The following is a 25,717-nucleotide window of genomic DNA, read 5'->3' on the forward strand; positions in this document are numbered from 1 at the left end:
AAGCCCCCCTAAATATTTTCTACTCTTATGATGTTTTCTACCTTAATAACTGAAGGTAATTTCTTAATTTTTTTTATAGCTTCATTTATATTCTTTTCAAAAGTTTCATGAGTAATGAATACTAAAGGCACTTTCTTTTCATCTTTACCCTTCTGAATTACGCTAGCCAAACTTACACCATTTCTGCCAAAAATAGAGGAAATATCCGCCAACGTTCCTGGATTATCCATAACAGCAAATCTAAGATAGTACTTGCATACAGTATCATCCATACTTTGAACCTTAAGCTGGCAATTTGATTCTTTGCTTACTGGAGCTACATAATCATCCATACCATTTCTAAGCACAGCAATAATATCCCCAACTACTGCACTACCGGTAGGTAAGTCTCCAGCTCCCTTTCCGTAAAACATTAAGTCTCCTACAGCATTTCCTTTAATGAAAATTGCATTGAAAGCATCATTTACATTAGCTAATGGATGCTTAGAAGGAATCATGGCTGGATGTACTCTAAGTTCCAATTCTCCGTTATTTTCCTTAGCTATAGCTAGTAATTTAATAGTATAACCAAATTCCTTGGCATATTGTATATCTACAGCAGTAATTCCAGTTATACCTTCCCTATATATTGAATTTACATCTACTGCGCTATTAAAGGATAAATCACTTAATATAGCTAGTTTATACATAGCATCATAGCCTTCAACATCTGAAGTAGGATCTGCTTCAGCGAAACCTAATTTTTGTGCTAATTTAAGCGCCTCATCAAATTCCATTCCTTCTTGAGACATCTTTGTAAGTATAAAATTAGTAGTACCATTAATTATTCCTAATATTTGCTCAATTTTATTTGCAGTTAAACTCTCGCTAATTGTATTGATAATAGGAATACCTCCTGCTACACTAGCCTCAAAGTATAGCATTACTCCTTCTTTCTTTGCTGCCTCCATTATCTCCTTACCTTGAGTAGCTAATAGAAACTTGTTGGCAGTTACTACATGTTTTTTCCTACTAATAGCTTTAAGTATATAGTCCTTAGCAGGCTCTACTCCTCCCATAAGCTCCACTACAATTCTAATACTGTCATCCTCTAATATCTCATTAAAGTCTGTTGTGATAATCTCCTCAGGAACGTCCACATTTCTAGCTTTATTTTTATTTCTTACAAGAATTTTAGCCACTTCAATTTCATATCCGGATCTTATGGAAACTTGTTCCCTATTTTCTTCAAGTATCTTCCACACTCCGCTACCTACATTTCCTAGACCTAAAATTGCAATTCTAACTTTCTTCATAAAAAATAGCCTCCCTTAATTACTATACAGCAATAAGCAAAGGTAAAACTTGACTTATTGCATAATATGTTAATGTTGTGATACAACCATATTTAATAGGCCACCTAATTTTAGCATCTTTCGTTGTCTTTCAGTTACTAATAAAGCCATTTCATATTCTCTGTTTTGAGTAAGATTTTTTACTATAATCTTTTCAGACTCAACTTGCTTATCAGCATTTTCGATAACAAGCTTATCATTAGCTTGAATGCTATCATAGTCTTCTTCATGAAGAAATACCAATGGTATTATTCCATTATTAATTAAATTATCTCTGTGTATTCTAGCAAAGGATTTAGCCATAACAGCTTTAACTCCTAAATATAAAGGAGCAAGAGCAGCATGCTCTCTGCTAGATCCCTGCCCATAGTTGGCTCCTCCAACTACTATACCTCCACCGTTTTCCTTAGCCTTCTTTGGAAATTCTTTGTCACAAGGAACTAAACAGTAATCAGCTAAATATGGTATATTGGATCTAAATGGAAGCAACTTAGCATTAGAAGGCATAATATGATCTGTAGTAATGTTATCTCCAACCTTTATAAGGACTTTACCCTCAACCTTTGAAGAAAGCGGTTGACCCTTAGGGAAAGGTTTAATGTTAGGCCCTCGCTTTACCTCCACTTCACTGCCATTTTCTGCTGGCTCAATTATTAAATTATCGTTTATTATAAATTCCTCTGGCATAGAAATATCATAATCTTCTCCTAAATCTCTAGGATCTGTTATTACCCCTGTAATGGCAGAAGCTGCTGCTACCTCTGGACTAACTAAGTAAACATCCGCAGAAAAAGTTCCTGATCTACCTTCAAAATTCCTGTTAAAGGTTCTTAGGGAAACTCCCTTAGATGCAGGTGCTTGCCCCATACCTATACAAGGTCCACAGGCGCTTTCAAGAATCCTTGCTCCAGAAGATATAAATACCTCTAAAGCCCCATTTCTAGCCATAGTTGTTAACACCTGCTTTGATCCCGGTGAAATAACTAAAGAAACCTCTTCTGCTACAGTATTACCATCTAAAATAGATGCTACTTTCATCATATCCACATAGGAGGAGTTTGTACAACTTCCAATTGCCACTTGATTTACTTTGATTCCCTTTAATTCTCTCACAGGCTTTACATTATCAGGACTGTGAGGACAAGCAATTAAAGGTTCTAATTCTGATAAATTGATTTCTATTTCTCCATCATAAACAGCATCTTCATCAGCCTTCAGTTCCACAAAATCCTTCTCTCTTCCTTGAGCCTTAAGATATTCTAAGGTTCTTTCATCGCTAGGGAAGATTGAAGTAGTGGCCCCTAGTTCTGCTCCCATATTTGTTATAGTAGCTCTCTGTGGAACCGTTAAGGTTTTAACACCTTCACCACTATATTCAAAAATCTTTCCCACTCCACCTTTAACGGTAAGTCTTCTTAGTAGTTCTAATATAATATCCTTAGCTGAAACCCAAGGTCTTAAAGCTCCTGTCAGCTTTACCCTTATTATTTCAGGCATATTTAAATAATATTCTCCACCGCCCATAGCTACTGCTACATCTAATCCTCCAGCACCAATAGCTAACATTCCAATTCCACCACCAGTTGGAGTATGGCTATCGGAACCTAATAAAGTTTCCCCTGGAACACCAAATCTCTCTAAGTGAACTTGATGGCATATTCCATTACCAGGTTTAGAAAAATATATGCCATGCTTTTTGGCAACGGTTTGAATATATAAATGATCATCTGCGTTTTCTGGACCTGCTTGTAACATATTGTGATCAATATAAGCTACAGATCTTTTTGTTCTAACTCTATCTATACCCATAGCTTCAAACTGAAGGTATGCCATAGTACCTGTTGAATCCTGAGTTAGGGTCTGATCGATTCGGATTGCGATCTCCTCACCCTTGACCATTTTTCCTTTTACAAGATGCGACTTTAATATTTTTTGTACAACATTATTCCCCATTGCCATACCTCCACTTTTCTTACATATCTATCCTATAGATATGAATATTTATGCATTGCTATTTCCCCTCTATATCGCATAAAAGCCTACTATTAGATATATCGAAAATTTTATCATACTTTTAATATTATATCAATTATTTTTGATACTGTAGCAATATTGAGAGCATTTCCCTGAAATTATATCAATAAATTTCGAAAAAAACACTGAAAGTGTAAATACTTTCAGTGCTAAGGGGAAAATTATCTAAACCGCTGTTATGGCATCATAGCAGCGAGATTTAGCCCAAGGGTTTCATCTAGTCCAAACATCAAATTCATACACTGCACCGCCTGCCCTGCGGCTCCTTTTATTAAATTATCAATAACGGATACAGTTATTATATTTCCAGTTCTTTCGTCGAATCTTGAGTATACATGACAGAAATTGCTACCTCTAACGTGTCTTGTTTCTGGAGCCTTATCTACTATTTTAACAAAATAATTATTGCCGTAAAACTGCTTATACAGCTCCAATAAATTCTTCTGGTCGATGTTTACTTTACTTTTACTATAGCATGTGGCTATAATACCTCTATTCATTGGTATTAAATGAGGGGTAAAGGTAATATTTAGACTTTCATCGGCAATATTACTAAGTTCCTGTTCAATTTCCGGTGTATGTCTATGGGTTCCAATACCATAGGCTTTCACAGATTCATTTACCTCACAAAACAAGTTGGCAACATTGGCATTTCTGCCAGCACCTGAAACACCTGATTTTGCATCTATTATTATAGAATTTGTATCAATTATTTTATTAGTCAACAGTGGGGCTATAGCTAAGATAGATGCGGTAGGATAGCAACCAGGATTAGCAATAAGTGAAGCTTTAGCAATCCGCTCTCTGTTTAATTCTACCAATCCATACACACTTTCTTCTAGTGCTGAAGTTAATTCATGTTTAACACCATACCATTTCTCATATTCATCCTTACTTTTTATCCTATAATCTGCACCTAAATCTATTACTTTAACTCCTTGCTTTAGAGCTTTTTCCACCAGATTGAAACTCTTTCCATGTGGTAATGAAATAAACAACACATCTATATTTGAAAGCATCTTTTCTGCTTCATCCATATCCACCGTAGTATGGTCTATAATATCAAAAAAACTACCATATATATCACTATACTTTACACCTGCATTGCTGTGGGCGTTAAGAAATGCTATATCCACTTTCGGATGATTATGTAAAATCCATGTTAACATTTCTCCTGCATATCCTGTAGAACCTATAATTCCTGCTCTGATCAAAGTAATCACCTCTTGTCCATATTATGCCAAATATTTATCTATTATATTATTACAAAGAATTGCATTTTTTTAAGCATTGTACATTTGTAAATTTATTGTATACGAAACGAAATAATTATGCAATACTTTTCATAAAAATTCATTTACTTTATTGAATTAATATATGAAAGTGTTATAATAATACCAATATTGCTGTTCTCATTTTGAGCAAAGGAGGTTTATTATGTCCGTTGATCTTAATACATTAGCTATAGAATTACTTCCCCATATAAAAGAGTATAAAAATAAAATATTTGTTGTTAAATATGGTGGAAGCATAATGGAAAACAAAGAAGCTCAAAAGGCTTTTTTAGCTGATGCATCTTTATTAAAAGCCTTTGGAATTAATTTAGTTATTGTTCATGGTGGTGGACCAGCTATAAACAAATGGCTTAAAAGGGCTAATATAGAAAGCCAATTTATCAATGGCCTTAGAGTAACTGATGAAGATACTATAGAAATTGTGGAAATGGTACTGTCCGGCAGTGTTAATAAAAAGCTTACCGCTGAGCTTAATAGCCTTGGAGTAAATGCCATAGGTATAAGTGGAAGAGATTGCCAACTAATTACCGCTAAGAAGAAATATTCATATAATAATGATGAGCGTATAGATATTGGTTTTGTAGGAGAAGTTACATCTATAAATAAGAACTTCCTTTTACAATTACTAAACAATGATTTTATTCCTGTTATTTCACCGGTAGGCTGTGATTCTCTAGGAAACACCTATAATATTAATGCTGATTATGCTGCCGCTGCAGTAGCTTGTGCTTTAGAAGCAGAAAAACTCATAATAATGACAGATATAGAAGGCGTTTATAAAGATATTAATGATAAAAATTCTCTTATTAAGAAATTAACCAGTCAGGATATAAATAAATACATAGAAGAAGGCATAATAACCGGTGGAATGATTCCTAAAATGCATTGCTGCCAATATGCCCTTGAAAAAGGAGCAAAAGCTGTACATCTTATTGATGGTAGAAAGGAACATAGCCTTTTATTAGACACTTTTGACCAATCCGGAACCCAAATAGTTAAATAAGGAGGTTTTTCTATGGAAGCTAATCATGTAATGGCCACATACAAAAGATATGATATAACTTTAGTTGAAGGAAAAGGTTCCAAAGTTTACGATATTAATGGAAAAGAGTACATTGATTTTATACAGGGAGTTGCTGTAAATTGCTTAGGCCATAGTAATGATAAAATTAACGATACTATCACTAAGCAAAGCCGTAAATTAACCCATATATCAAATTACTTTTGGAACGAGTATAATACTCAACTAGCAGATTTGCTATGTAATAATAGTTGCTTAGACAAGGTATTTTTCTGTAATAGCGGTGCAGAAGCAGTAGAAGGCTCCCTAAAAGTAGCAAGAAAGTATGGAAAAATTAAAGGTGGAGAAAATAAAAATATTGTTTTATATATGAATAAATCCTTCCATGGTAGAACCTTAGGCTCCCTTTCCGTTACAGGACAAATTAAATATCAGAAGGATTATTTGCCTTTACTTCCTGCTGTAAAGGAAGTAGCCTTTAACGACATACAATCTCTTAAGGATAATTTTAATGAAAATGTTTGTGCTGTTATTATAGAGCCTATTCAAGGTGAAGGTGGCGTAAATGTAGCAAATAAGGAATTCTTACAGGCCGCTAGAGATTTATGCGACAAATATGATGCCCTTTTAATATTTGATGAAATCCAATGTGGAATTGGAAGATTAGGAACCCTCTTTGCCTATGAAAGTTTTGGCGTAGAGCCCGATGTAGTAGCAATTGCAAAGGCTCTAGGAGGAGGTTTCCCTATTGGTGCCTTTCTTACTAATGAAAGAGCTTCTGTACTAAGCTATGGAGATCACGGCAGTACCTATGGCGGAAATCCTTTAGCTTGTGCTGTAGCTACTACTGTCATAAAAGAGCTTACAGAAGGTGGAGTTATTGCTTCAGTAAAGGAGCAAAGTCAATACCTTGTTAATAGACTTAAAGAATTGAAGGATAAATATAACTATATAACAGAAATAAGAGGTATGGGCCTTCTTTTAGGCATAAAAATTAAAGAAAATCCTTCTGTCTTTATTAATAAATGTATAGATAAGGGCTTACTTTTAATTACTGCCGGTTCTGATGTTATAAGATTGCTACCTCCTTTAAATGTAAGTAAACAGGATATTGATAGTGCAATTGAAATAATGGAAGCTGTTATTAAAGAAAGTTGAGTGAGGCTAATGAATTTAAAAGAACTTATAATAAACAGACTAGAAGAATTTAAGGATATAAGACGTACTCTACACGAAAATGCTGAACTTTCTAATCAGGAGTATAAAACCAGCAAAATCATACAAAATTATTTATCATCTATAGGACTAACCTATCAAACTATAGCAAATACCGGTGTAGTATCTGTGCTTAACCAAGGTACAGAATGCATTGGAATAAGAGCGGATATAGACGCCCTTCCTATTAATGGAGTCTTTCATGGGTGTGGTCACGATTATCATATGGCAATTCTATTAGGCGTAGCAGCTATACTAAAGGAGTTGAATATAGATAAATGTATTAAGTTTATATTTCAGCCTGCTGAGGAAGATGGTGGTGGCGCACTGCCTATGATAAAGGAAGGAGTTTTAGAAAATCCCAAGGTAACTAGAATGATTGGTTACCATGTTTGGCCAGGATTAGAATTAGGATCTATAGAAGCTACATCTGGGCCATCCATGGGGTCCGTAGATGATTTTAAAATCCTTTTTAAAGGCAAGGGCGGTCATGGAGCTATGCCTGATCTATGTATTAATCCTTTAAAACCAGCGGTAGAATTCACATATACTATGCAGAATTATAAAACTTCCCTTGCATCTACTCCTTATGTTCTAAATTTAACTTCTATAAATTGCGGCAATGCTCCTAATGTAGTTGCTGATGAAGCTTTAGTGATGGGAACCCTTAGAACCTTTGATGACAACTTGAGAAAACATCTAAAAGAAGAAATAAGTAAAACTGCATCAGACTTTGCCCAGAAATATGGTTGTACTCACTCTGTAAAATTTCTAGATGAGTATCCTCCATTAATCAATGATGATAGAGTAAGCAAAGAATTTATAAATATAACTTCAGAGCTCTTAGGAAAAGAAAAAGTAAAACCCTTAATCCCAACCTATGCCGGAGAAGATTTCTCTTACTTTGCCAAAGCAGTACCCTCTGTACATTTTAGGCTAGGTATAAAAGGTGATGGCCTTGGTGAGCTTCCACTTCATTCCAGCAATTTCACTGCCCATGAAGACGCTATCTTTTATGGAATTTATATTATTTGTAACTACATTTTATCTCTTAAATGAAAGATAATTTATCTAATTTATATATCAAAGAAATTCAGATCACTCTGAATTTCTTTCTTTTTATGCTATAATATCAGTTGATATACTCAGTATATTTGTTTAAGGTGGTGAAACTATGAAGGAATCCCTAGCTGAATATCATTACTCCAGTGCTAGAAAACTTGGCTTAAAAGCATATAATAAATCACTATCTAAAGGTCAAAATGGTAATCTACCCTCTTTAGATGAAATCATAAGAAATGTTGAAATAGTTTCCGAGGTAGATTTGGGCATAGTGGAAATTCCATTAAAAAAGATTGTAGGTACTAATTCACACTTAAGAAGCGTTTCTTTTGCCAATAACTTTATGCCCATTCTAGGTGAAAATACAGAATTTTTTAACAAGTGGAAAGCTCTCTGTGCTGCCCATTTGAACGAAGGCATAAAGCATTCCATCAAAGTTTACGAATACTTGAATTGGTTTTATGTAATAGAAGGTAATAAACGGGTCAGTGTATTAAAATACTTTGATGCTCATTCGATTTCAGGCACTGTTACACGATTAATTCCTAAAATGGATAAAAACGATCCAGATATTTGCATATATTACAGCTTTTTAAAATTTAATAAAATAACAAAAATATTTTCCATATATTTTTCCAAAGCTGAAAGCTTCGATATTCTGCTTAAGAAGCTAGAAAATTATAATCCTAAAATTTCAGAAGTGGAAACTAAATATCAACATTTTGAAATATATATTTATAAACCTTTTAGAAAACTATATAAGAGCCTTGGCGGTGATAAGTTACCATTAACCACCGGAGATGCCTTTCTAGAATTTACTAAAATATATGGCATTCCTGATAAAATTGATGAGAAGGTTATAACTCCTAAAATCAAGGCTCTATTAACAGAATTAGAATATAAAAACAAAAATCCTGAGCTAGATATACAAACTACACCAGAGAATATCAGTGCCCCTAGTGTTATTTCCACAATAACCTCTCTAGTTTTACCAAAGAAGACCCTAAAGATAACCTTTGTCTATTCAAAAACCATTGAGTCCTCTGGGTGGACCTATGCTCATGAAATAGGTAGAAAACATGTGGAACAAGTATTTAAGGATCAAATACAGACTTCTTATGTTGAAGATTTCCCTACATCCATAGAAGAAGGTTACAATATATTACATGATCTTGTTAAAAAGGGCAATGATGTAATTTTCACTACTAGTCCAATGTTCAAAAAGGCCACCTTAAAATGTGCAATGGATAATCCGGATGTAAAATTTTTTAATTGCTCTGAATACCAACCTTATCTTCATGTTGGAAATTACTTTGGCCGAACCTATGAACCAAGATTTTTAACTGGTATTATCGCCGGTTCTATGACCAAAAATAATAAATTAGGTTATGTAGCTACCAGTCCTGCCCATGAAGTAATAAGTTCCATTAATGCCTTTGCTTTAGGTGCCAAACTAGTAAACCCTTATGCAGAGGTTATTGTGAGCTGGACTAAAGAATGGAATAATCCTGATAAAAATCGTATAGCCACTGAAAGGTTAGTTGCTGCTGGAGTGGATATGATTTCTAATCACAATATACTAACTCCTCATCCTATTACAAAGCAATTTGGGGTTTACTCTATGCTATCAAGTATTGATTTAAAAAGTGGTTTACCAGATAAGTATTTAGCTGCACCTATATGGAATTGGGGTGTATTTTACGAAAAAATAATAAGAAGTATTTTAAATGACACCATTAATAACTTAATTGATATCTATGGCAATGATACTAAGATGATAAACTTCTGGTGGGGCATAGCTGCTGGTGTATTGGATATATATTATTCTGATGACCTAGTACCGGAAGATACGAAAAAACTAGTGTCCTTAATGAGAAAAATGATTATGGAATCAGTTTTTCATCCCTTTACAGGACCTATTTACGACAATAAAACCAATTTAGTTGTTGAAAATGACCAAATATTGTCCCATGAAGAAATATTATCTATGGATTGGTTCGTTAAAGGTGTTGAGCCTAACTATTTTGACCATTAATAGAAACTATACCTTTTTCTTAAAATAAGCTTTGAAGTAAAATATTATTATAACCCTCTATATATACGGGAATACTTATTATAAACAGCCTTATAAAAGTGTTGTGGTGTATATGGAGGTGATATAATGATTGTTAATATCATAGGCGTTCCTGTCTTTTGGGGCAGCGATAAAAAAGGTGTGGATTTAGGACCAAATGACTTAAGGGCTCACAACCTTGAAAAAATCATTGAAAAGCATAATCATACCGTTTATGATTTAGGGAATATATATATTAAAGATGTGGAGGAAAGCTTAAAGTATTCTTCCCATGAAAAAATGAAATACTTTAAAGAAATATCTGATTATAATAATAATTTAGCCCATGCGGTTTATTGCTCTCTAAAGGCTGGTTGCTTTCCTTTAGTAATAGGTGGTGACCATTCTTTAGGTTTAGGTAGTATTTCTGGAGCCAGTAAATTCTTTGATAACCTAGGTGTAGTCTGGATTGACGCCCATGGCGACTTAAACACCTATGAAACAAGCCTCACTGGAAATGTACATGGTATGCCCCTTTCTGCCGCAATGGGCTTTGGTTTTGATAACTTAGTAAACCTGTATTTCCAAGGTAAAAAAGTTGAAATAGAAAATGTTTTTATTATAGGTGCCCGAGACTTAGACGCAGATGAAGTGCTTTTTGTAAAAGATCATAATTTAAATGTATGGACTACAGAATACATTCAAACTCATGGTATAGAAAAAACCTTAAAAGAAGTTCTCCATAAGTTTAAGGAAAGAAACCTAAGTCACATCCACCTAAGTTTCGATATAGATGTATTGGATAAAGCTCTGGTGCCAGGAACTGGTACGCCGGTAGAAAATGGATTAACCGTTGAAGAAGCTAAAGCAATACTTAAATGTATTATAGAAACTGAACTGGTATCCTCAATGGACGTGGTAGAATTAAACTCCCTGCTAGATTCCAATGGATTAACTTTAAACACTACCATAGATATCATTGACTATTGTTTTTCTTTATATAAATAAGATAGAGTTTTCTCGGCCAAGCTGAGAAAACTCTATCTATTTTATCCATATTAAAAATTTTTTCTTACTTATTAGTTAATATATTTCTGTATATATACTAACTGTCTAAGGAAAGGATTACAATTAATACTCAAAAATATAATATTCATAAGCATTTATTACACTAGTATCTTTATACTTTCTTACTCTCATAGGTTGATATCCGTAGCATAAATGTTGATGGCCATGTATAAAATACTTAGGTTCATACTTATCTAAAATTTTAAAGAAACATTTAAAGCCTTTATGAGGTAAATCCTCTCCATCCCCAATGCCTAAGGCCGGAGAATGAGTTACAAGTATATCTACTCCTTTATTCCACCAAAGCTTAAAGGACATTTTTTTAATCCTTTTATCCATTTCTCTTTCAGTATATTGATTAATACCAAAATTATATCGTTTACTTCCTCCAAGACCCATTATTCTTATTCCCTTATATGTAATCAATTTACCATCGATATTTTCACAACCTTCAGGGGGATTGGTTTGATATTTATCATTATGATTTCCTGGCACATAAAATAAGGGTGCCTTTATCATAGTTACCAAAAAAGACAAGTATTCTGCCTTAACATCACCTGCAGAAATTATCAAGTCTATATCTTGAAACTTATCAGGCTGAAAATAATCCCATATATACTTTGACTCAATATCTGCTACCACCATTATTTTCAAACCATATCCCACCTTTTATCCCTTGTATTAAAATCACAGTTACCTATAGTAATTATTATATCATGAATAAAAATAAGACACAAAGAATAATTCTTCCTGTCTTATTTTATTCATACTTATTTAAATTTTAGTAATAAACTCTAACAAATTTTATAGAGAAGATATCACACATCAAATTATCATCGCTCTGGGATTCTCTTAAAACCACATAACTTACACCTACTTCCAGCAGGATTCCTTCTCTATCTACTAAGGAATTTGTTCCAACTAGAAAGTCAATCTTTACGTACCTTCCTATAAAAGTTCTTAAGTACCCTTGAATATATTCTATGCCTTGAAAAACCGGTGAACCTGGCGCCTGTGAAAAGGTTGCATCAGGTACTGCAGAAGGTCCTGTAGGCTGCTGTTGCATAGCTGTTGCAGTAGGAATAGCTGATGTAATTGGCATTCCTTGAGCCTGTGGTATAGTGCCAGGCTGATTTATGTTATAAGGTATTTGCATAGAAGGTATTCCCATTTGCCCCTGCATAGTGTTTTGCATTTGGCCTTGCGTTGGAATTTGACCTTGTACTCCTCCTTGGTTTTGTGCTTTTCCCTGCCACTGCTGCTGTGGGCTACCGCAGCCGCAAGCTCTTGTATCTACATAATCCTCTTTAGGTGTTTGAGAATTATTTTCATATGCTTCAGAAAAATCTTGGTACATAAATATCCTCCTAAAAATTGCTTGTTACCTTAAGTCTGAGCATATAGTTCTGTAGGATTATAAAAACAGTGTTGCCCCACTCTCACTTGAAAACTTCCTGAACCATTGTAAGGAAAGGTCCAAGGACATGATGGAGAAAAAGGATTAAAGTACCATAAAGAGGCACCAACTGTAAAGAGCCTATTACCCGCTAAGGCCCAGTCAGCTATATTATAGTGTATTTGTTCAGGAGGATTAGCCCATATAGTCTGGGGATTAGGTACACCACCTAAAACTGATCGCATACAGTCAAATTGTCCTTTTTGATATATAACCTTTCTTAAATCTCCCTGACATACTCTATGATATTCACCGAAGCTTACCCTAACCCTATTCATTATACAGGTAGCTACGGCCTTCATACCATTGTCTCCTTCACCTCCTGATTCACACTTAATAAGTCTAGCAAACAACTCTCTGTTTGAATAAGACATGGTTCCACTCCTTAGTCAGTGTACACTATCAAGATATTCAATTTTTCAAAAAATGTTACAGACTTATTTTACTTTCCTGCTACAGACAACTCCTTCACTAAGAGTGATGGACTTCCATAATAACTTGAAGATGAAGATAAAATAAATTTTAAATCCTTTCCCACCAATAATATATCTTTTAGTAACTGATAAAAGTTACCGGATACAGTGATTTGCTCCACAGCCTTAACTATCTTACCCTTGGATACATAAAAACCTTTAGCGGATAGAGAGAAATCCCCAGTAATAGCATTGGCTCCTGCATGAGTACCAGCAAAATCTGTTATTAGCAACCCTTCATTTAGTTCCTCTAGCAACTGTTCAAAACTTGTGTCACCAGCTTCAAAATAAAAATTAGTTGGCGCCACATTAATACTGGAGGAATAGGATGGTCTTGAAGCATTACCAGTAGTCTTTACTCCAAAAAGCTCTGCAGTTTTTAAATTATGCAAAAATGTCTTTAACCTTCCCTTTTCTATTACGGCTTTTTTATAGGTAGCTACACCTTCTCCATCAAAAGGTGATGAAGCTAAGCCATACACCATCAATGGATCATCTACTAAAGTTACTTTTTCAGAGCATATCATAGTATTTTCTTTACCCTTTAATAAGGACAATCCCTTATGAACATTATCACCACAAAATGATCCTGAAAAAATCCTTAACATTTCTGACGCCACATCATTTCTTAGCACTATCTTATATTTTCCTGAAGGAACAGTCTCTCCCCCTATTCTGCTTAAGGCTTCCTTAACAGCCTCCTTTGCCAAAGTTGAAGGTTCTATTTCCTTAATATCCTTTGCTATTACATAACTTGTACTATCGTAAACTATTTCTTCTTCTCCAACTATAGGAGTTATTGATGCAAATAAAAAATTATTTTTGTGTATAGCTTCAATACCATAGGAATTAAATATACCTTTTTCTTCAGTGTAACTACCTAAGCTGCAGGATTTTATGTTAACTACCTTATCACTAGCACTTCTTGCTTCTTTCTCTAGCTGTAAAGCTAAATCTATTTTTTCACTTGCAGTAACCTTTTCTAAAGATCTATTATATATATTTAAACTGTTGTACTGCTGCGGCAAATTATTAATGTTTTCTCTTTCTTCACTATCGATATTTCCTGCATTATCTATAACACTATTCAATAAAAACTCAACACTTTCCTCATCTAAACTTTCAGTATAGGCATATCCCATTTTTCCATTTACTAAGGCCCTAAAACCAAGACCCATACTGCTACTAACACTATATTTATCAATGTCTCCTTCATATACATTAATACTGAAATTTTCATCTTTACTATAAAAAATCTCGTATTCTTCTAATCCCTTTTCCTTAGCCTTTGAAAACAATAGTTTTTTAAATTCCATTAACTCCATACTATCTGCCTCCCACTGTAATTTCATAAACCCTAATCAATGGCTGTCCTACATTTGTTGGTATGCTTCCACTAACAGAACCACACATCCCTTGTCCACAAGCAAGATCCTTACCAACCATATCAATCTTCATTAATATATCTGCGCCCTTTCCAATAAGGCTAGCACCTCTTACTGGTTCCTGAATGATGCCATTTTTTACCAAATACCCCTCTGCTACAGCAAAATTAAATTCTCCTGTAACAGGATTTACAGATCCTCCACCCATTTTTTTAGCATATAATCCTTCAGATATGGAAGCAATAATATCCTCATTACTATCTTCTCCTGGTGCAATATAAGTATTGGTCATTCTAGAGGTAGGTGCATATCTATAGGACTGTCTTCTACCACTACCAGTGGACTCCATCCCCATTCGTCTTCCGTTTAGCTTATCTATCATATAACTCTTTAAAATCCCATTTTCTATCAAAATATTTTTTCTTGTTGGGGTTCCCTCATCATCAATATTTAGGGATCCCCATTGGCCTGGTTCTGTACCATCATCTACAGCTGTTAACTTATCAGAGGCAATTTTCTGTCCTAGCTTACCTGCAAATACTGAATTTCCTTTAGCTACTGCAGTAGCTTCCAATGAGTGTCCGCAAGCTTCGTGGAAAATAACACCGCCAAAACCATTTTCAATAGCCACTGTCATTCTTCCAGCTGGACAGTTTCTTGCATGTAGCATAGTTACTGCAGACCTACTGGCTTCCCTACCATAATATTCTGGATCTACATATTCGAATAATTCAAATCCCTTAGCAGCACCGGGCCCTTCGGAACCAGTTTGGTTTTCCACACCATTTGAAGCTACAGATTTAATCATAAGTCTTGTCCTAACTCTTCTATCTTCTGTTAATAAACCTTCAGAGTTTGCAATCAAAACTTTTTGATCCCAATCTATATAGTTTACTAAAACTTGAGCAATTTCCTCACTATAATTTTTAGCAGCATCATTGGCCTTCTTAATTACTTTTATTTTACGACTATTTTCAACACTGGATGGAACATAAAGCACTGGATGTATATTAGGATTAATTCTTTCTGTAAGATTAATGCTAATATCACTAGTGATAGAACCTAATGCTGATGCGGCCTTTTCAGCACATTCTAGCAAAGAAGACCTTGAACTATCATTACAATATACATAGATGCTTCTAAAGCCTTTAAAAATCCTTATTCCAACGCCAAAGTCTCTGCCAGAAACAATCCGTTCCATTTTTCCATCTATCATACTTAAATTATTTGAAATTTTATCTTCCACAAATATTTCAGCAAAATCTCCTCCACTGCTAAGAGCTCTGCCTAAAACATCTTTTATCAAAGTTTTTGATAACATACCTTCACTCCTTTTTGCATATATAAGTTCTATATCTTATTAATACTTGTATAATACATTAGATTATAACATAAAAGCTAAAGGGTTATTATTTTTTATAAAAATAAAAGCAAAAACCGGATTATAAAATCCAGCTTTTGCAAAAATAATATTTATTCAAATTCTTTGAGGAATCTTTCTATATTCTTTACTTCCCACTTTCTATCAACTAAAGGTTCATCCTTAGCTATCACTGGATGTAATTCTTCGAATACAGGTTTCCCTTCTTCTCTATAGATAATTCCTGTAGGAATACCTTCATCACCAAATTCTAAAGCTTTTTCCAAAGCCTTAGCCTTGTTAGATGGATCATAACTACTATCCAATGCATATACCCTTTCTTTGTACCACTTGAAAGTATTAACTTTATTGAAGGTAACACAAGGCTGTAATATATCTATTAAAGCATATCCCTTATGGTTGATAGCTTCTTTTAGCAAGTTTTTCAACTGTTCTCTTTCCCCTGTAAAAGTTCTTGCTACAAATGTAGCTCCTGCAGCTATAGCCAAAGCTAATGGGTTTAAAGGTTGTTGCATAACTCCTTCAAATTGCATTGAAGTCTTTTGTCCAAAAGCTGTTGTTGGTGAACCTTGACCTTTAGTTAAACCATATATTTGGTTATCATGAACTATTTGAGTAATGTCCATGTTTCTTCTAATAGCATGTATAAAATGGTTTCCACCTTCACCATAAGCATCTCCATCACCGCTGGCTACTATAATCTTTAGATTCTTATTAACCATTTTAATTCCTTGGGCTGGTGGTAGCGCTCTACCATGAAGACCATTAAAGCCATTAGCTCTAATATAGTGAGGTGTTTTAGCAGCCTGCCCTATACCAGAAACCATTACCAAGTCCTCAGGCTTAATTTCTAATTCGGCTGCAGCTCTTTTTATAGCATCTAATATGGCAAAATTTCCGCAACCAGGACACCATGCAATTTCATCTTTACTATTATATAAATTTATATTTAACATTTACATCACCTCACCTTTCACTCTTTCTACTAATTCTTCACCATAGATTTCTCTACCATCATATTTTAAGATACTCTTATTCATCAATATACCAGTTTCCTGAGCAATTAACTTGCCAAGCTGACCAGTATAATTTTGCTCTACATTTACTATAACCTTTGCCTTAGCAGCATAATTAGTTAATTTCTTAGTTGGTAAAGGATATAGATCTCCAAAGGAAAGAGCTCCTATGTTCACGCCTTCACCATTTAGTGTTTCTACTGCTTCCTTTAAAGCTCCATAAGTTGATCCCCAACCTACTAAAAGTATTTCTGGACTTTCAACACCAAAGTACTCTGGCTCTTCCACATACTCTTTCAACATCTCTAACTTATTCATTCTCTTTTCCATTTGAGCTATTCTTACTTCTGCAGATTCAGTAATATGAGAATCTTCAGTATGCTCATCACTGTCTACTAAAACCACTTGGCCAGGGACTTGTCCTGGAATAAGTCTAGGTGATATACCATTGTCTGTGAGCTTATATCTCTTATACTCTTCCCCTTTAGCTAACACTTTTCCATCAGCTATGTGACTTTCAATCTTTAAGTCATCCAATTTAAAGCTAGGCACTGTTACTTTAGAATCTGCTAAATATTGATCTGTTAAAATTATTACTAAAGTTTGGAACCTATCTGCTAAATTTAAGGCTCTAAAGGTCTGATAAAAAGCATCTTCAGCATTTCTTACAGACATAACCATCCTTGGAAATTCTCCATGGGAAGCTGTTAATAAGAAACTTAAGTCACTTTGTTCTGTTCTAGTAGGTAATCCTGTAGCAGGTCCTGGTCTTTGTGAATCTAGAACTACTAAAGGAGTTTCCATTATACCAGCCAAGCCAAAAGCTTCAACCATTAGCGAAACACCACCACCAGAAGAACCTGTCATAGCACGGGCTCCAGCATAAGAAGCTCCTATAGCCATATTAATAGCAGCTATTTCATCTTCCACCTGTTCAACTATCATGCCTGCTTCTACCTGTTTCTTAGATAGATAAGTCATTACGCTGGTAGCTGGTGTCATAGGATAAGCTGAATAAAAATTCAAGCCTCCTGCCATGGCGCCTAAAGCAATAGCGGTATTACCATTTAATAATAATGTATCTTCAATATTTCTTTTTTCTAAATTATATTGAGAGTCAATTAAGCTATATCCCTTTTTTACAGCTTCTATATTTATATTTCTAACCTGTTCAGTAAACTTAGTTGGAATAAATCTTTCAAAACCTTCTAAACTTAAACCAAAATATTTCATTGTGGCACCTATGGCCATCATACCAACTGCTCTACTTAATCCTAATTCATTTGCTAACTTAACTAGGGGCAAGCTTATAGCTTTCTCATGTTCAAATTTAATCCCTTCATCTAGTATAATTACTCCTTTATCATTTAACCTGTCTACATGAAATTCAGCGGTATTTTTATCTAAGGCTATAATAAAATCTAATTTATTGCTGTGAGAAAAAAGTTGTTTGTCACTTATTCTAATCTGAGTAAAATTATTTCCTCCTCTTGCCCTAGACATATAATCTTTATTAGAGAAGACATAATAGCCGTTTAGCTTTATTACCTTTTCTAAAAAGTCACTTATGGTGTCCATACCTTGTCCAGCTTCACCGCCAACTAAAATATTAAATTCCAATTGTTACACCTCCAATTTATTTTCTATCCACGATTCTTAATTATTATATATATCTTAATCCTAGCCAATCACTGTAAGTTTTAACTTAGATATATACATAACTGCTTAACTTGATGTAAGTATACCCCATTGCGGTATTATTAATCAATAATTATTATCATATAATATAAGTTATTATATTAATTTATGACCCTTTTCCACTATCATACTACAATATCCTCAGTATTTTAAAAACTGTTATATTATTTTTTAATTTCTGTTACATTAATTAAAACAAGAATTATTAAGTGCTATATCATCTGTTATCTTATCTTCCATATCTTTCTTATTAACATATCTATAAGAGAACAGAAGAAAGTATAAAAGACGATTATAAGTAAAGTTTAAAAGTACTAACTACAATATGTCATTTAGTTTATGATTTCATAAATAAGTGATAATAAAAAAAATAATCCATAAAGATTATTTTTTTTATTATCACCACTATTCTTTAACAGTGAAAAAAAAAACTACGAAGTCTTTCTAATTATCAAACTTCGTAGTTTATTACTTTAGATATTATTCTAAGGATTCCTTTAATGTATGCCAAGATAGAACAGCACACTTCACTCTTGCAGGCATATTAGAAATATTCTTTAGTGCTGCTGCATCCTCTAAATCCTCCAAAACTTCATCGTCAGTTATCTCTCTTTTTATCATACCGAGAAATAGATTCATTAATCTTTTAGCTTCATCTACACTTTTACCCTTTATTAAATCGATCATCATAGAGGTAGAGGCCTGCGAAATAGCACAACCTACTCCTGTAAAGGAGGCATCATCTATAACTCCTTCTTTTAGCTTTAATTCTAATTGAATTTCATCACCGCAACTGGGGTTTCTTCCTTTAAGCACCACATCCGGTGAGTCTAGATGCTTTTTATTATGATTTGATGAATTGTGTTCCATTATTAATTCTGTATAAATTGAACTAAGATCCATATCCTAACCACTTCCTAACGGCTTTTATACTATCAATAAATATGTCTACATCCTGTATTGTGTTATATAAATAGAAACTTACTCTACAAGTAGCATTAGCTCCTAAATATCGCATAAGTGGATGGGCACAATGATGACCAGCTCTTATTGAAACTCCGTCTGCATCTAGTATAGATGCCACATCATGAGGATGTACCTCCTGTATATTAAAGGATATAACAGAGGATTTTTTATTTATATCCTCTGTTCCATATATAGTTATATAAGGAATTTCTGACATTTTCATAAGCGCATAGCTTGTTAGTGCCTTTTCTGTAGCTTTAATATTATTCATACCAACTTTATTTATATAATTAATAGCTTCACTTAGCCCTATAGCACCTGCTACATTTTGAGTTCCGCCTTCAAATTTTTGAGGCAGGGGAGCAAATTCTGATTCCTGTTCCGTTACATATTCAATCATATCTCCTCCATATAAAAAAGGAGGCATGGCTTCTAACAATTCCTTCTTACCATAAAGTACCCCTATACCCATAGGTGCCAACATCTTATGTCCAGAAAAAACTAAGAAATCCGCATCTAACTCTGAAACATTTACTTTCATATGAGGAACACTTTGAGATCCGTCAATTATGGCAACAGCTCCTACTTCATGAGCTCTTTTTATTATAGCTTCAATAGGATTAATTGTACCTAACACGTTAGAAACATGAGTAACAGATACAATTTTTGTCCTTTCTCCAATCTTACTTTCAATTTCTTCCTCAGGAATAACTCCTTCTTCATTGATATACATATACTTTAGGATAGCCCCCTTAGCCTTAGCTACTATCTGCCAAGGTACTAGGTTACTATGATGTTCTGCTATAGATATTACTATTTCGTCTCCTTCTTTTAAGAAGTGCATACCATAGCTGTAAGCTAGTAAATTAAAGGATTCTGTAGCTCCCTTTGTAAAAATTATTTCACTTGATTCTTTAGCTCCAATAAAGTCTTTTACCACTTCTCTAGCTTGTTCATATAATTCAGTAGATTTTACACTAAGATAATAAGCTCCCCTATGAGGATTGGCATTATATAAATTATAATATTCATCTACTGCTTTAATAACACTCAAAGGCTTATGAGTTGTGGCTGCATTATCTAAATATACTAACTTCTTTCCATTTACTTTTTGATTAAGCACTGGAAAGTCTAAAAGATAATTACTAGACATTAAGCATTCTCCTCCTAATATATTCAGAGATTTCTTCCCTTAATTCTTCTATAGGAACTTTTTCTGTTATTGGGGTAAAGGAAGACTCAATTATGAGCTTTTTAGCCTCAAGCTCAGAAAAGCCTCTGCTCATAAGATAGAAAAGTTTGTTCTCATCAATCTTTCCGGTGCTAGCCGCATGCTGTCCTTGTACGTCATCCTCAGCACAAAGTAGTAAAGGCACGGATCTATTCCTTATACCACTGCTTAATAATACAGCATATTCTTCTTCCATTCCTTTAGATTCCTTAGAACCTCTTTTAAAATCAATGGTTCCTCTAAAAATCTTACTACTTTTATCCATTAAAGCACCATTAGTTTTAATATTACTTTCAGATTTTCTGCCATAATGATTGATTACATAATTTATATCTATACTTCTATCCTTGTCACCTAAATAAATAGAATATATATTAGCTTTACTATTTTTGCTAAGGAGATCGTTTTTACAGCTAGTAACAGTACTTTTTGCTCCTAATTCAATAAGAACGCAGTTAATCTCTGCCTCTTCCTCAGTAGCTGCTGCTATAGCATCTAAATGAATTCCGTCATCTTCCATAAGCTGAACTTTAACTAAATTAATAACGGCGCCCTTTTTAGCATATAACTTAGTCAAGCCACTATGGAAAGCTTCATCTCCTTTATTTGATGAGTACTTTATTACTACAGTTATCTCACTATTTTCCCCTGCAATTATAAAATTATTATCAACTAATACAGAATTGTTTGTATCCATTTTATAATCAATAAGTATTGGTTCTTGTACTTTTTTATTTTCATCCACTTCTATAAGATAACCAGAATTAAAATTCTTAGTAACTAGATCAGTCAATGGATCTGCTATACCTATATCTCTCTTATTATCAAAAAACCTTATACTGCTATTATTTTTCTTTATATCAAATACTTTATAGCCTTCTCCATTATTTTCTATCAAGGGATTTAAATTATAATCCTTTATTTCCGGCATCTTATCCTTTATATTGGTCTCATTTACTCCTAACCATCTCCACGTCCTAACCGGAATATTATTTAAATTATTTAGAATTTCACTCATTTGATCACCACCTATCCTATACTGCCTTCCATTTCAAGCTTAATTAAATTATTCATTTCTACTGCATATTCTAAAGGAAGCTCCTTAGCAATAGGTTCTACAAAGCCTCTTACTATCATTGCTTTTGCTTCCTCCTCGCTGATGCCTCTAGTCATTAAATAATAGATAGCCTCTTCACTAATTCTACCTATCTTAGCTTCATGACCAATATCCACTTCATCATTTAAGATATCCAATACCGGTAATGTATCTGAACGTGATATATCGTCCAACATCAATGATTCACAAGATACAGTAGATTTGCAATGGTGTGCATTGGCTGCTACCTTTATAGCTCCTCTGTAAACCGCTTCGCCGCCGCCCTTTGAAATAGACTTAGAATTTATATTAGAAGAAGTATATGGTGCCGCATGAACAACCTTAGCGCCTGTATCTAATATTTGACCCTTTGCAGCAAAAGTAACACCTGTAAATTCAGCCCTTGCTCCTTCTCCTCTCAATATACTCATAGGATATAGCATAGAAACCTTAGATCCAAAGGATCCAGATACCCATTCAATAGTACCATTTTTATCAACCACTGCCCTCTTGGTATTTAAATTCATCATATTTTTAGACCAGTTTTCTATAGTAGAATATCTTAAATATGCATCCTCTTTCACGAACAATTCAACGCAACCAGCATGTAAATTTGTTACATTATATTTAGGAGCTGAACATCCTTCTATAAAGTGAAGGTAAGCACCTTTTTCTACTATTATAAGTGTATGTTCAAACTGACCAGCTCCAGGAGAATTAAGTCTAAAGTATGATTGAAGTGGTATTTCTACCTTTACTCCCTCTGGGACATACACAAAAGAACCACCTGACCAAACAGCACCATGCAAGGCCACAAATTTATGATCACTTGGTGGAACCAACTTCATAAAGTATTCTTTAACTATATCTTCATAGTCTCTGATGGCAGTTTCCATGTCCGTATATATAACACCCTGCTGCACTAACTCTTCTCTTATGCTATGATAAACCACTTCGGAATCGTACTGAGCACCTACCCCTGCCAAAGATTCTCTTTCCGCTTGAGGAATACCCAATCTTTCAAAGGTGTTTTTAATATCCTCTGGAACTTCCTCCCAGCTCCCCTTTAAGCTAGTATCCGGTTTAACATAGGTTACTATGTTATCCATATCCAATTCTTCTAAGGAAGGTCCCCAAGTTGGCATTTTTATTTTATTGTATATATCCAAAGACTTTAATCTAAAATCTCTCATCCATTGAGGTTCATTTTTCTCCCTAGATATTGCCTCCACGATTTCTGGAGTCAATCCGCTGGACACCTTATAACTGTATCTATCTTCATTTCTTATATCGTAAAGTCCTCTATCTAAGTCATCTACATAAGTTTTTCTTTTTTCCATATTATCACCTCATAGATTAAACTGAAGCTATATTTTCAAAGCCCTTTTCATTGATTTCATTTACTAGGTTAGCATCGCCTACCTTTACAACCTTACCATCCTGTATTACATGAACATAATCCACATCTAAGGACTCTAATATTTTGCTATTATGAGTAATTATTAATATGGCATTATCTTCATTCTTAAATTGCTTTACACCGTTAGACACAATCTTAACAGCATCAACATCTAGTCCAGAATCTGTTTCATCTAATATAGCTAACTTAGGATTTAACATCATCATTTGAAGTATTTCATTCTTCTTCTTTTCTCCACCAGAAAATCCCACATTAAGATATCTTCCAGCATAGCTTTCATCTATCTTCAACAGAGCCATTTTTTCTTTAAGTTCTTTTTTAAAAGCCATAACCTTTAGAGGCTTACCTGTAATTGCGCTCTTAGAAGCTCTTAAAAAGCTTTCTACAGTTATTCCTGGCACTTCCTCTGGTGCTTGGAAGGATAAAAATATTCCCTTTTTGGCTCTTTCCTCAGTTTTTAATTCAGTAATATCCTCACCTTCAAATATTATAGATCCCTTTGTCACATCATACTTTGGATGACCCATTATTATATTAACCAATGTGGATTTACCAGCTCCATTAGGTCCCATAATAACATGAACCTCACCTTTTTTTATTTCTAAATTTAATCCTTTTAATATTTCCTTTCCTTCAACTTCAGCATGTATATCTCTAACTTCCAATAATATATCCGCCATTCAATTTCACCTCTTAAGAAAATTAATTCCGAGCATTTTACTCTGATTTATGCTTATATTTTATCCTTGTTTACATTGTTTGTCAATAATTATTATCTCCAAAAATCTTATACATATTATGTACCTTACTCTTTCATAATTAATCAAAAAATTATTATTCAAAAAATTAAAGTTCATGGATGCTTTAAGTTTTTCCATGAACTATCTTAATTATTAGTGGATCTTTTTTATATTTTCTCCTCATTTCTTTATATTTATAATTTTTTCATAAATGTCTCTAACAGCCTGCTCCTGAGTTTCCGTTAATGCCAATATTTCTTCAGTAGTAGCAGTATTTTGCTCCGATACTGCTGCTATAGTTTCTAGCTGAGCTTGAGTTTTATTAATTTGTTTAAGTAGACCATCTATCATTTCATATTCCTTACTTAATTTTTCATCTACTAGCTCTACCGATTTTTTTACATCTTGAAATAATTCCAGTATTTTATCTACTTTTTTATTTCCTATTAAAACTGCATCTCTACCTTTAACAACATCCTGTAAGGCACTTTCTGTAGATTCAGTAACTAATAGGGTGATTTTTTTTATCTCATCAGCAGCATGTGCACTTTCTTCTGCTAACTTTCTTACTTCTTCTGCTACCACAGCAAAACCCTTACCATACTCTCCGGCTCGAGCAGCTTCTATGGCGGTATTTAATGCTAGCAGGTTTGTCTGATCTGCTATTTGACTTATTGCTAATAAAGCTTGCTGAATACTATTCATATTATTCTTTAAGTTAGATACTGTCTCAACAGAAGTATTGATAGCATCACTAATAATCTGCATCTGCTTAGACATTTCTTTAACTTCCTTTGTTCCTTGGAAAACAGCAACAGCAGATCCTTTAAAGGAGTTTTCTATATCCTTGGACAATTCATAGGTTTCATCTATTTGTTTAGTAGATACAAGCATGGCATTATTAGCATTATTGATAGATACCGCTGTTTCCTCTACAGCTCTAGACATGTCTCTCATTGACTGCCCAACCATTCCAATACCTTCTTTTATCTCATCTATAAGATCCGTACTATCATTAACATTTTCAATTAATAACTTAGTGCTTTCTTCTAATTTTATAACAGCCTTATTTATCTTACTTAAGGATTCTTTTGCCATAGCTTCTTCTTTTTGAGCCTTTATTATTAATTCACTTCCCCAAATAGTTAAAAAGTATAAAATTATAACAACACAAATCAAAACACCTATACGAGAAATAAATCCACCAACATTAGTATCATTCCCCATTACGGAAGTTGGCGAAACTATATAAACTATTGTCAATATTGTTAAAAACAAAGCAGAAAAGGTTAATAGAACTTTCTTATTAAAATATATAGCTGCTATGCAAAAAGCAAAAATATAAATATTAAACATTCTTTCTATTCCACCATATAGGATTGAGAAAGTTAGTGGTCCTAAGGCTATTAACAGTGGAACTAAAACACTTTTAACAAAATCATTTATAGGTAAAACAATTATAATTGTAATAACAACGGAAAAGGGAATCATTAATAAACATGCTCTAATAGCATACTGAAAACCATCTACACCATAGGCTGCTCCTAATAATATAACGCTTAATATCCATATAACAGCAATACTAAGTCCTCGTTCCTTTGTTATTATGATTTTCATAGCAAACCACCTTTTACAATGCTGATAATAATAATATGATAATAAAAATTCAATTATGCTATTTTAATATAAAAAACACAAAAAACCAGCAAAAGCTGGTTTTTGCACATGAAAATATGACTTTTTTATAAATAATTATCCTCTTTTTACTATTTT

Annotated in this window: 21 protein-coding genes; 5 read left to right on the forward strand and 16 right to left on the reverse strand. The window is 33.7% G+C overall.

Annotated features, from left to right (window positions below; all coding sequences use genetic code 11):
* Positions 1 to 8: 8 nt before the first annotated feature.
* The 3 genes from N3C_RS06140 to argC form a co-directional block, all read right to left on the reverse strand.
* Positions 9 to 1,295 (reverse strand): homoserine dehydrogenase, encoded by a 1,287-nt coding sequence (locus tag N3C_RS06140; RefSeq protein ID WP_074365179.1) that lies wholly within the window; start codon positions 1,293 to 1,295, stop codon positions 9 to 11.
* 69 nt (positions 1,296 to 1,364) lie between these two features.
* Positions 1,365 to 3,287: an aconitate hydratase gene (locus N3C_RS06145; RefSeq protein WP_074365180.1), complete on the reverse strand. Its 1,923-nt coding sequence runs from the start codon at positions 3,285 to 3,287 to the stop codon at positions 1,365 to 1,367.
* Positions 3,288 to 3,544: 257 nt separating this feature from the next.
* Positions 3,545 to 4,582 carry an N-acetyl-gamma-glutamyl-phosphate reductase gene (gene argC, locus N3C_RS06150; protein WP_074365181.1) on the reverse strand — a complete coding sequence of 346 codons (1,038 nt, stop codon included), beginning with the start codon at positions 4,580 to 4,582 and terminating at the stop codon, positions 3,545 to 3,547.
* Between the two features lie 223 nt (positions 4,583 to 4,805).
* On the opposite strand from argC, the gene argB reads away from it, so the two are divergent.
* The 5 genes from argB to rocF all read left to right on the forward strand — a co-directional run bounded on the left by argB (position 4,806) and on the right by rocF (position 11,022).
* Positions 4,806 to 5,666, forward strand: coding sequence for an acetylglutamate kinase (argB, locus tag N3C_RS06155; protein ID WP_074365182.1), 861 nt, complete (start codon positions 4,806 to 4,808; stop codon positions 5,664 to 5,666).
* A gap of 12 nt (positions 5,667 to 5,678) precedes the next feature.
* On the forward strand, positions 5,679 to 6,842 hold the full coding sequence (locus tag N3C_RS06160; protein WP_074365183.1) for an aspartate aminotransferase family protein: 1,164 nt from the start codon (positions 5,679 to 5,681) through the stop codon (positions 6,840 to 6,842).
* Positions 6,843 to 6,851: 9 nt separating this feature from the next.
* Positions 6,852 to 7,958 (forward strand): M20 metallopeptidase family protein, encoded by a 1,107-nt coding sequence (locus N3C_RS06165; RefSeq protein ID WP_074365184.1) that lies wholly within the window; start codon positions 6,852 to 6,854, stop codon positions 7,956 to 7,958.
* A gap of 115 nt (positions 7,959 to 8,073) precedes the next feature.
* Positions 8,074 to 9,996, forward strand: coding sequence for a BMP family ABC transporter substrate-binding protein (locus N3C_RS06170; protein ID WP_074365185.1), 1,923 nt, complete (start codon positions 8,074 to 8,076; stop codon positions 9,994 to 9,996).
* 126 nt (positions 9,997 to 10,122) lie between these two features.
* Positions 10,123 to 11,022: an arginase gene (rocF, locus tag N3C_RS06175; protein WP_074365186.1), complete on the forward strand. Its 900-nt coding sequence runs from the start codon at positions 10,123 to 10,125 to the stop codon at positions 11,020 to 11,022.
* Positions 11,023 to 11,145: 123 nt separating this feature from the next.
* Here the strand turns inward: rocF and N3C_RS06180 are convergent, their stop codons facing one another.
* The 13 genes from N3C_RS06180 to N3C_RS06240 form a co-directional block, all read right to left on the reverse strand.
* Positions 11,146 to 11,727: a metallophosphoesterase family protein gene (locus N3C_RS06180; protein ID WP_373432798.1), complete on the reverse strand. Its 582-nt coding sequence runs from the start codon at positions 11,725 to 11,727 to the stop codon at positions 11,146 to 11,148.
* Positions 11,728 to 11,863: 136 nt separating this feature from the next.
* Positions 11,864 to 12,439: a hypothetical protein gene (locus tag N3C_RS06185; RefSeq protein ID WP_074365188.1), complete on the reverse strand. Its 576-nt coding sequence runs from the start codon at positions 12,437 to 12,439 to the stop codon at positions 11,864 to 11,866.
* Between the two features lie 29 nt (positions 12,440 to 12,468).
* The gene (locus N3C_RS06190) at positions 12,469 to 12,912 is read right to left on the reverse strand and encodes a cell wall hydrolase (RefSeq protein ID WP_074365189.1); all 444 of its coding nucleotides are present in this window, start codon (positions 12,910 to 12,912) and stop codon (positions 12,469 to 12,471) included.
* Positions 12,913 to 12,980: 68 nt separating this feature from the next.
* Positions 12,981 to 14,336, reverse strand: a complete 1,356-nt coding sequence (locus tag N3C_RS06195) for a TldD/PmbA family protein (RefSeq protein ID WP_074365190.1) — start codon at positions 14,334 to 14,336, stop codon at positions 12,981 to 12,983.
* A 1-nt stretch (position 14,337) separates the two neighbouring features.
* A complete protein-coding gene (locus N3C_RS06200; protein ID WP_074365191.1) occupies positions 14,338 to 15,717 on the reverse strand; it encodes a TldD/PmbA family protein in 1,380 nt (459 codons plus the stop codon).
* A gap of 152 nt (positions 15,718 to 15,869) precedes the next feature.
* Complete coding sequence (locus N3C_RS06205; RefSeq protein WP_074365192.1) at positions 15,870 to 16,733, reverse strand: 2-oxoacid:ferredoxin oxidoreductase subunit beta; 864 nt, start codon at positions 16,731 to 16,733, stop codon at positions 15,870 to 15,872.
* Complete coding sequence (locus N3C_RS06210) at positions 16,734 to 18,413, reverse strand: 2-oxoacid:acceptor oxidoreductase subunit alpha (protein WP_074365193.1); 1,680 nt, start codon at positions 18,411 to 18,413, stop codon at positions 16,734 to 16,736.
* 558 nt (positions 18,414 to 18,971) lie between these two features.
* The gene (sufU, locus tag N3C_RS06215; protein WP_074365194.1) at positions 18,972 to 19,394 is read right to left on the reverse strand and encodes a Fe-S cluster assembly sulfur transfer protein SufU; all 423 of its coding nucleotides are present in this window, start codon (positions 19,392 to 19,394) and stop codon (positions 18,972 to 18,974) included.
* Positions 19,384 to 20,610: a cysteine desulfurase gene (locus tag N3C_RS06220; RefSeq protein ID WP_074365195.1), complete on the reverse strand. Its 1,227-nt coding sequence runs from the start codon at positions 20,608 to 20,610 to the stop codon at positions 19,384 to 19,386. Before N3C_RS06220 ends, sufU begins: the two co-directional genes overlap by 11 nt.
* Entirely contained in the window at positions 20,603 to 21,706 is a 1,104-nt protein-coding gene (gene sufD, locus N3C_RS06225; protein WP_074365196.1) for a Fe-S cluster assembly protein SufD, read from the reverse strand. The genes N3C_RS06220 and sufD overlap by 8 nt, the downstream gene beginning before the upstream one ends.
* Before the next feature lie 11 nt (positions 21,707 to 21,717).
* Positions 21,718 to 23,124 carry a Fe-S cluster assembly protein SufB gene (gene sufB, locus N3C_RS06230; RefSeq protein WP_074365197.1) on the reverse strand — a complete coding sequence of 469 codons (1,407 nt, stop codon included), beginning with the start codon at positions 23,122 to 23,124 and terminating at the stop codon, positions 21,718 to 21,720.
* Positions 23,125 to 23,140: 16 nt separating this feature from the next.
* On the reverse strand, positions 23,141 to 23,884 hold the full coding sequence (sufC, locus tag N3C_RS06235) for a Fe-S cluster assembly ATPase SufC (RefSeq protein WP_074365198.1): 744 nt from the start codon (positions 23,882 to 23,884) through the stop codon (positions 23,141 to 23,143).
* Positions 23,885 to 24,124: 240 nt separating this feature from the next.
* Positions 24,125 to 25,561 (reverse strand): methyl-accepting chemotaxis protein, encoded by a 1,437-nt coding sequence (locus N3C_RS06240; RefSeq protein WP_074365199.1) that lies wholly within the window; start codon positions 25,559 to 25,561, stop codon positions 24,125 to 24,127.
* Positions 25,562 to 25,717 lie beyond the last annotated feature (156 nt).

This window comes from Clostridium sp. N3C, assembly GCF_900095445.1.
GTDB lineage: Bacteria > Bacillota > Clostridia > Clostridiales > Clostridiaceae > Clostridium_AU.